General features: G+C 42.0%; 9 protein-coding genes. 8 read left to right on the forward strand and 1 reads right to left on the reverse strand.

What is annotated here, in order from left to right:
* The first annotated feature begins 76 nt into the window (after nucleotides 1-76).
* The 7 genes from nagA to ACEQ1T_RS10375 all read left to right on the forward strand — a co-directional run bounded on the left by nagA (nucleotide 77) and on the right by ACEQ1T_RS10375 (nucleotide 5,766).
* A complete protein-coding gene (nagA, locus tag ACEQ1T_RS10345) occupies nucleotides 77-1,252 on the forward strand; it encodes an N-acetylglucosamine-6-phosphate deacetylase (protein ID WP_206836801.1) in 1,176 nt (391 codons plus the stop codon).
* Nucleotides 1,249-2,187 carry a hexose kinase gene (locus ACEQ1T_RS10350; RefSeq protein ID WP_370222755.1) on the forward strand — a complete coding sequence of 313 codons (939 nt, stop codon included), beginning with the start codon at nucleotides 1,249-1,251 and terminating at the stop codon, nucleotides 2,185-2,187. Before nagA ends, ACEQ1T_RS10350 begins: the two co-directional genes overlap by 4 nt.
* An 11-nt stretch (nucleotides 2,188-2,198) precedes the next feature.
* Nucleotides 2,199-3,185: a tagatose-bisphosphate aldolase gene (gene lacD / locus ACEQ1T_RS10355; RefSeq protein ID WP_206836805.1), complete on the forward strand. Its 987-nt coding sequence runs from the start codon at nucleotides 2,199-2,201 to the stop codon at nucleotides 3,183-3,185.
* A gap of 172 nt (nucleotides 3,186-3,357) precedes the next feature.
* Nucleotides 3,358-4,134, forward strand: coding sequence for an SRPBCC domain-containing protein (locus tag ACEQ1T_RS10360; RefSeq protein WP_370222757.1), 777 nt, complete (start codon nucleotides 3,358-3,360; stop codon nucleotides 4,132-4,134).
* Nucleotides 4,135-4,148: 14 nt separating this feature from the next.
* The gene (locus tag ACEQ1T_RS10365) at nucleotides 4,149-4,583 is read left to right on the forward strand and encodes an SRPBCC family protein (protein ID WP_206836811.1); all 435 of its coding nucleotides are present in this window, start codon (nucleotides 4,149-4,151) and stop codon (nucleotides 4,581-4,583) included.
* 182 nt (nucleotides 4,584-4,765) lie between these two features.
* The gene (locus tag ACEQ1T_RS10370; RefSeq protein WP_206836813.1) at nucleotides 4,766-5,209 is read left to right on the forward strand and encodes an Rrf2 family transcriptional regulator; all 444 of its coding nucleotides are present in this window, start codon (nucleotides 4,766-4,768) and stop codon (nucleotides 5,207-5,209) included.
* A gap of 161 nt (nucleotides 5,210-5,370) precedes the next feature.
* Nucleotides 5,371-5,766, forward strand: a complete 396-nt coding sequence (locus ACEQ1T_RS10375) for a VOC family protein (protein ID WP_206836816.1) — start codon at nucleotides 5,371-5,373, stop codon at nucleotides 5,764-5,766.
* Nucleotides 5,767-5,887: 121 nt separating this feature from the next.
* Here ACEQ1T_RS10375 and sstT read toward each other — a convergent pair whose 3' ends face one another.
* Nucleotides 5,888-7,120 (reverse strand): serine/threonine transporter SstT, encoded by a 1,233-nt coding sequence (gene sstT / locus ACEQ1T_RS10380; protein WP_206836819.1) that lies wholly within the window; start codon nucleotides 7,118-7,120, stop codon nucleotides 5,888-5,890.
* A 292-nt stretch (nucleotides 7,121-7,412) separates the two neighbouring features.
* Here sstT and ACEQ1T_RS10385 point away from each other — a divergent pair.
* The coding region (locus tag ACEQ1T_RS10385) for a GRP family sugar transporter (RefSeq protein WP_372530244.1) at nucleotides 7,413-7,817 on the forward strand (405 nt) is incomplete at its 3' end.

Genomic DNA, 7,817 nt, shown 5'->3' on the forward strand with positions numbered 1-7,817 from the left:
TGGCCCTATCGGAAAGATAGGGCCGTACAGGAAGAAAGAAGGCGGCGCTAAGCTTTAAAAAAACAGAGGTGCTGGTATGAAAAAATTTGTTTATGCTGACAAGTTCTTTTTGGAGGACGGTGTTGCCGGTCCTGGCTATCTGGAAATCAATAAGGGGAAATTTGCTGGTTTCATTGAAACATTTCCGGACGAGTCGGAAGTGCTGAACTATACAGGACATTGGATTGCTCCTGGCTTAGTTGATACACATATTCATGGATTTATGGGCCATGATGTTATGGATAATGAATTGGTTGGATTAAACGCTATTTCTAATGGATTGCTCGAATGTGGAGTGACATCATTTTTGCCCACTGCTTTAACCTCTTCTTTTGAGACATTGTCCGATGTGGTGGCAATGATTGGCGAAAATTATTCAAAGGTGCAGGGGGCGAAAATAAAAGGAATTTTCCTGGAGGGTCCATTTTTTACAGAGGTACATAAAGGAGCACAAAATCCAAAGTATTTTTGTGATCCTTCGATTGAAATGCTGGAAACATGGCAGAAGCAATCGAACCATTTTATTAAAAAAATTGCCATTGCTCCTGAACGAAAGGGAGCAGCTGAATTTATTGAGCATGCTGTGAAGCAAAGGGTTACTGTAGCGTTAGCCCATAGTGATGCCAGTTATAAAGAAGCAAAGCGGGCAGTTGAAAAGGGAGCTTCCGTATTTGTTCATACGTTTAATGGCATGAGCAGTTTTCATCATCGTGAACCTGGCATGGCAGGAGCTGCGATGAACCTGCCTAATGTGTTTGCTGAAATTATATGTGATGGACACCATGTCCATCCCGCAGCCGCAGCCATTTTAATGAATACCCGGGGACGGGATCAAACGGTCTTGGTGACCGATTGTATGATGGCTGGAGGCATGCCTGAAGGCTGCTATCAGTTAGGGGAATTCCGCGTTGATGTGAGGGGAGGAGCAGCCAGATTAAAAAGTGGCAGTTTAGCAGGCAGTATATTGCAATTAATACATGCAGTAAAAAATGCTGTAGAGTGGGGGATTGCTGCACCTGAGGAAGCGATCTATATGGCAAGTACTGCACCTGCGAAAAGTATTCAGCTTGATGGAGAATGCGGAAAGATTGCGGCTGGATATGATGCGGATTTTATTGTACTGACTCCACAGCTTGAGTTAATGGGAACGTATCTTAATGGTATTTGCAGGTATCAAGCTGAAAGCTTTATTCAGAAAGAGGGAGAAGGATGATCTTAGCTGTTACGATGAACCCATCGGTTGATATTTCTTATCCGATTCCTGATTTCAAACTTAATGATGTGAACCGTGTCGAAGGAGTCTGTAAAACCGCAGGCGGAAAGGGCATTAATGTTGCCCGCGTCGTGAAGCAGATGGGTGAAGCCGTTTTGGCTACGGGTGTACTTGGTGGCACAACTGGAAACTTCATCGTTCAGGAATTGACGAATGACAGGATTGATAATCATTTCTTAAAAATCAACCAAGAATCCCGAAATTGTATAGCAATTCTCCATCATGGCAAACAAACGGAGATTTTAGAGTCAGGACCGGCTCTAATGCCTGAAGATGGCACGGACTTTCTCGAAAAGTTTGAAATCCTGCTGTCAGCTGCATCTATTGTGACGATTTCAGGCAGCTTGCCAAAAGGGTTGCCCTCTGAATTTTACCGGTATATGTCCGAAATGTGCAGAAGAAAGAAAATCCCTGTGATTGTTGATACATCTGGGGAACCTCTGAGGGAGGTTCTGCTGCATAAGGATAAACCAAATGCCATTAAACCGAATATTACGGAGCTTGCACAGCTTCTTGGTATAGAAGTAGATCAAAGCCTTAGCAGCCTGAAACAAGTCTTGAACTCTGATATGTTTCTTGGGGTTGACTGGATCGTTGTATCGATGGGCGGTAAGGGAGCTTTTGTGAAGCATGCAGGAGATTTTTTTCAAGTTACCATTCCTGTAATTGACGCTGTAAACCTTGTTGGATCGGGTGATGCTACGGTCGCAGGGTTAGCGGTATCTCTGAATAACAATGTTTCTGTAGATGCTGTACTGAAAACAGCCATGACCACTGGAATGCTCAATGCGATGGAGGCAAAGACCGGTCATATTAATATAGCTAAGTTCAAACAGTTTTATGAGTTCGTTCAGGTGAAAAAAATAGATTCATAGAGGTGATTGGCATGTTACAGCTTACGGACAGCAAAATTTCTGCCCTAAAGCGTTTATCTAGTGAAAATGGGATTATTGGAGCATTGGCGATTGATCAGCGCGGTTCGTTAAAAAAGATGCTTGCTGAAGGAAGCACAGGTGGAGTCGGGGATGAAGGAATCGTCCTCTTTAAAGAATTAGTTTCTCAAGAGTTAACTCCCTATGCAACTTCGATCCTATTAGATCCTGAATATGGCCTGCCTGCTGCAAAAGCCCGGCATCCGGAGGCTGGCTTATTAGTGGCTTATGAAAAAACGGGCTACGATGCAGCCGCTGCGGGTCGATTGCCAGATCTATTGGAGGACTGGTCCGTTAAACGCCTGAAGGAAGCTGGAGCGGATGCAATAAAGTTCTTACTGTATTACGATGTGGATGAAGATGAAAAAATTAATGCATATAAACATGTTTATATGGAACGTGTGGGATCAGAGTGTATGGCAGTGGACATACCGTTTTTCCTTGAGATTATCACTTATGATTCGGAATTGGATGATGTAAAAAGCATAGAATACGCAAAGGTCAAGCCGCGTAAAGTGATTGAGGCTATGAGGGAATTTTCAAAGCCTCAGTACCAGGTGGACGTTTTGAAAGTTGAAGTTCCGGTCGATATGAATTTTGTCGAAGGGTACACAAATGGAGAAACAGCCTATGACAAAAAAAGAGCTGCTGCATATTTCAAAGAACAAAGCGAAGCAACAAAGCTGCCGTTCATTTTTTTGAGTGCAGGGGTAAGTGCAGAACTGTTCCAGAAAACTTTAAAATTTGCTAAGGATTCAGGTTCCACTTTTAATGGCGTATTATGCGGACGTGCTACCTGGAAAAATGGTGTAGCTCCATTTTCTGAAAAGGGGCCAGAAGCAGGACGTGCATGGCTGCAGGACACTGGCAGAAAGAATATCCAGGAACTCAATGAGGTCTTGAATGAAACGGCAAGCCCATGGTTTGAGAAGTTATCATAGAAATACTGGATAATTAACATTATTAATTGATATTATTCCCCTTTATCTTAATGGATAAAGGGGGTTTTATGCTTATCTTGACTGGTAATGATAGATATGTTACCATAAGGTCACATAAAACACGTTACCATTTGGTCACGTGTAAATGATCATTTTGGAAAGGGCCGATGGAATGGACGATGAATTATCTACCGTTTTTAAAGCATTGGGACATCCGATCCGCAGGGAAATTCTCGATATTCTTAAGGTATCGCCAAGAACAACTGGAGAACTAGACGACCATTTTCCTGAAGTCACTAGGTATGCCATTATGAAGCATCTAAATATTTTAGAGGAAGGGAATTTGGTCCTGGTAAGGCGTGAAGGAAAATATAAAAGGCATTTTCTTAATGCAATTCCACTTCAGGAAGTGCATGAGCGCTGGGTTGACAAATACATGCAATCTACAGCAAACTCGCTGCTTAATTTACGGAAGACAGTAACAGAAAAAGGAGGAGAGAAAACGATGGAATCAACTAAGGATTTTCGTATTGAACAGGAGATTATTCTTGATGCACCACGTGAAGAAGTATTCAGAGCATTAACCGAAAAGGTGGAAGATTGGTGGGAGTTCCGCATAGCTCCAAAAGGAGTAGATTCTCACTTTACTTTTGAGCCAGTTATAGGCGGACAGTTTATCGAAAGATGGGGTGAAATAGAAGGTGCAGTGTGGGGGAATGTTTATTATGTGAATGCTCCTGAAGAAATACGGCTGCATGGCCATCTTGGCATGCAGGGAGCGGTCAACAGTGCCTATACGTATCGTCTTCTTGAAAAAGAAGGTGGTACACTGCTTCAGCTTTCCCATACAGCTTCTGGTGTTATTCAGGACCAATGGGAAGAGGAGCATTCCAAGGGATGGGAATACTTGCTTGGCACCCTATTAAAAAACTACGTAGAAGACAATTAATTTAGGAGGCCGAGATGGTAGATGTTTTTACAGAAATAACAATTAATTGCCCTATTACACAAGTTGCTGAATATGCCGCTAACCCTGATCATGCTCCTGATTGGTATGTGAATATACAATCTGTTGAATGGAAGACACCAAAACCGCTTCAGCTGGGCTCCCAAGTTGCTTTTAAAGCAAAATTTCTTGGCAGGGAGCTTGAATATGTATATGAAATTGCAGAATTCATTCCTGAAAGGAAAATGGCAATGAAAACAGCAAACGGCCCATTTCCCATGGAAACCATCTATACATGGCAAGCTATAGATGAAAACCATACTCAAATGACTATAAGAAATAAAGGAAACCCAAATGGCTTTAATAAGATCATGTCTCCATTCATGGCACCCATGATGAGAAGAGCAAACATGAAGGATTTGAAACTAATAAAAGCCATTCTTGAAAAATAATTTTTATTGCAGGTTTCCTGTAGGTTTAATAAGGGTGTCTGCCTCAAGTATACAGAGGCTGGCACCTTATTTTTCATCAGTAACAATAAGTTAGAATAGTGTTACTTGATTATTATTGAGATTTTGGTTAAGGTAATTACAGATATTAAGGGTCTTTAATGTATTAATAAAGGAGACTGCAAATGAAATATTCAAAAGCCACCAATTATGCATTGCACACGATGGTCTATTTAACTATAACACCGAAGGGGAGATCCGTTGGCGTTGAACAGCTGGCTAAAATCCAAAATCTTTCGCCGACCTACCTGTCCAAAATTCTTACAAAACTAGTAAAAGCAGGACTGATCGAATCAACTCCTGGTGTTAAGGGCGGATACAGCATTGTAAGCCGTACTCGTAAAACCTCTTTTTTGGATGTAATTCATGCCATTGAAGGGCACACCACTTTGTTTAATTGTTCTTTGGAGCATGAGGATTTTTCAAATGAAGATTGCCCAATTGAAAAGGTGATGATCGAAGCAGAGAAAAGGATGAAAGATGAGCTGAACAATAAATATATCGCTGATATTGCAAAAGAAATTGAGTTCACAAAGAATCACAAAATGAATTTTAATCAATCTGTGTAATTTTTTTTGGGGGAAATTTATATGATTATGCAAAGAAATTATCATTGAGTAATAAGAAGAATGGTACAGTTCTACATGTGAAGGGTGCCTTTTTAAGTTGTACTTTTTTCCACAAGCCTTATAATTAACTTGTAAGCGATTACGAGTATAAGGAGGAGACTATGGGCAGATTAGTTCATTTTGAAGTTCATGTAGACGACATGGAACGGGCCAAGAAGTTTTATAGCGAGGTATTCGGATGGTCATTTCAGGATTGGAGTGAGTATGCCGGAATGCCTTATTATGGAGCAGTCACTGGAAATGAAGATGAGCAGGGCATTAACGGTGCTCTAATGAAGAGGCAGGGACCACCTCCAGAGGCTAATCAAGCGCTAAATGGATATGCCTGCACGATGGGTGTGGAGGACTATGATGCAGCTGAAGCCCGAATCCTTGAGAATGGCGGCACTGTCGCATTGCCGAAGTATGCTCTTCCTGGAATGGCTTGGCAGGGGTACTATAAGGATACTGAAGGGAATATTTTCGGTATTCACCAGCCGGATGCAAATGCCAAGTAAACTTACCTAAAACTTATAGCATCATATGGGAAAATACATAAATGAAAAAAGCCTTCTCCATCGCGAGAGGGCTTTTTTTCATGGGGGAGCCAGTCAGAGGACTGGCTCCTCTATTTTGTTATCAGGCACTGATTTTCACAATCTTGCCTTCCTTGCGTTTCTTTGCATATTCAGCAGTTGCGGTAAATAGAACATCTGATGACGAGTTAAGGGCCGTTTCACATGAATCCTGAAGAACTCCAATGATGAATCCTACACCGACAACCTGCATCGCGATGTCATTCGGTATTCCGAATAAGCTGGCTGCTAAAGGAATTAGAAGAAGCGATCCGCCTGCTACACCTGAAGCACCTGCAGCAGAAACTGCTGCTAATACGCTAAGGATAAGGGCAGTTGCAAAGTCCACTTGAATGCCAAGCGTATGGACAGCTGCAAGAGTCAGAATAGAAATCGTAACAGCTGCACCTGCCATGTTAACCGTGGCGCCTAATGGGATGGATACAGAATAAGTATCTTCATCCAGCCCTAGCTTTTCGCATAAGCTCATATTTACAGGGATGTTTGCTGCTGAACTGCGCGTAAAGAATGCTGTAATTCCGCTTTCTCTCAGGCACTTAAATACTAGAGGATATGGGTTCCTGCGAATATTTAAGAATACGATCAGCGGATTTACAACAAGGGCAATAAAGAACATGGAACCCAGCAGGATTGCAAGCAGTTTTCCGTAATCAAGCAGTGCAGAAAGACCATTGGTGACAATCGCATCAAACACGAGACCCATAATCCCGATTGGGGCGAAGTTAATCACCCATTTTACTAGAGTCGAGATGGCATCCGAGAAGTTTGCGAGCATGTTTTTTGTTGTATCAGCAGCTTTTCTTAAAGCCATGCCGAGGAGAATCGCCCAAGTCAGAATACCGATATAGTTGCCGTTGATCAGTGCATTGACCGGATTGTCCACCACGTTTGTCAGCAGGGTTTTAAGAACTTCTGCAATCCCTCCAGGAGGTGTTACATCCTCAGCTCCGGGAGCAAGTGACAGGGTAACCGGAAAAATGAAGCTCGCAACAACTGCGACAAATCCAGCAAGAAATGTACTTAAACCATAAAGGGCGATAATAGATTTCATATTCGTTTTATGGCCGCTTCTATGTTTGGAAATGGCGTGCATTACCAAGAAAAATACCAATACCGGTGCTACAGCTTTTAATGCACCTACAAAAAGAGTGCCGAAGATGGTGATCCATCCCGCTGCTTTAGGAATAGTCAAAGCCAGGGCAATACCTGCAATGATACCCAGCAGAATTCTTTTTACCAGGCTTATTTGATTCCACTTGCTGAGTGCGTTTTTCATAGAATTCCCTCCGAAGTCCTTATTATATAAAAGAGAATAAATGCCTTTCACTGTTATTCGACAGTGATATTAGTTAGTTTAACACAAATATTATAAATTGTGCGATAAATTATTATATTGAAATATCTGTTAAACGGTCTTTTTTGAGATAGAATGCTGATGCTGCTGGTTTCACTAGTTTATTTTTGTGGAATGATACTAAATAATTCAATACTTTTTTGCTTGTGGAATAGAAGCCTTTCTATAACCGCAATCTAAAAATGTACATAAAGCGAAAGATGGGGTACACACCATGACAGGAATTCTATTAGCCCTCATAGCAGCGGTTTCCTGGGGCAGCATTGTATTTGTCAGCAACAAGCTTGGCGGGGATGAGGACAGCCAGACACTGGGTACGACAATAGGAGCCCTGTTATTTGCCATCGCTGTTTATCTTTTCAAAAGGCCGGATTTGTCCAATATTGTTTGGGCAGTCGGCTTCATTTCTGGCTTATTCTGGTCGATTGGGCAGAAGAATCAGTTTGGGGCAGTCCGCTATTTGGGGGTTGCCAAGACAGCTCCGATGTCCACAGGCCTGCAGCTTATAGGAACAACTTTCTTTGGGGTATTCATTTTTAAAGAATGGGAAACAACGATGAGCATTATAGATCGGAAGAGCACACGTCTGAACTCCAGTCACCTACCAGTATCTCGTATG

Source organism: Cytobacillus sp., from assembly GCF_964223445.1.
Lineage (GTDB): Bacteria > Bacillota > Bacilli > Bacillales > Cytobacillaceae > Cytobacillus.

What these genes read in the sequence shown, in the direction of transcription:
- nagA (WP_206836801.1), top strand. Translation starts at nt 77, where the DNA reads ATGAAAAAATTTGTTTATGCTGACAAGTTCTTTTTGGAGGACGGTGTT.
- lacD (WP_206836805.1), top strand. Translation starts at nt 2,199, where the DNA reads ATGTTACAGCTTACGGACAGCAAAATTTCTGCCCTAAAGCGTTTATCT.
- sstT (WP_206836819.1), bottom strand. Translation starts at nt 7,120, where the DNA reads ATGAAAAACGCACTCAGCAAGTGGAATCAAATAAGCCTGGTAAAAAGA.
- ACEQ1T_RS10350 (WP_370222755.1), top strand. Translation starts at nt 1,249, where the DNA reads ATGATCTTAGCTGTTACGATGAACCCATCGGTTGATATTTCTTATCCG.
- ACEQ1T_RS10365 (WP_206836811.1), top strand. Translation starts at nt 4,149, where the DNA reads ATGGTAGATGTTTTTACAGAAATAACAATTAATTGCCCTATTACACAA.
- ACEQ1T_RS10370 (WP_206836813.1), top strand. Translation starts at nt 4,766, where the DNA reads ATGAAATATTCAAAAGCCACCAATTATGCATTGCACACGATGGTCTAT.
- ACEQ1T_RS10375 (WP_206836816.1), top strand. Translation starts at nt 5,371, where the DNA reads ATGGGCAGATTAGTTCATTTTGAAGTTCATGTAGACGACATGGAACGG.
- ACEQ1T_RS10360 (WP_370222757.1), top strand. Translation starts at nt 3,358, where the DNA reads ATGGACGATGAATTATCTACCGTTTTTAAAGCATTGGGACATCCGATC.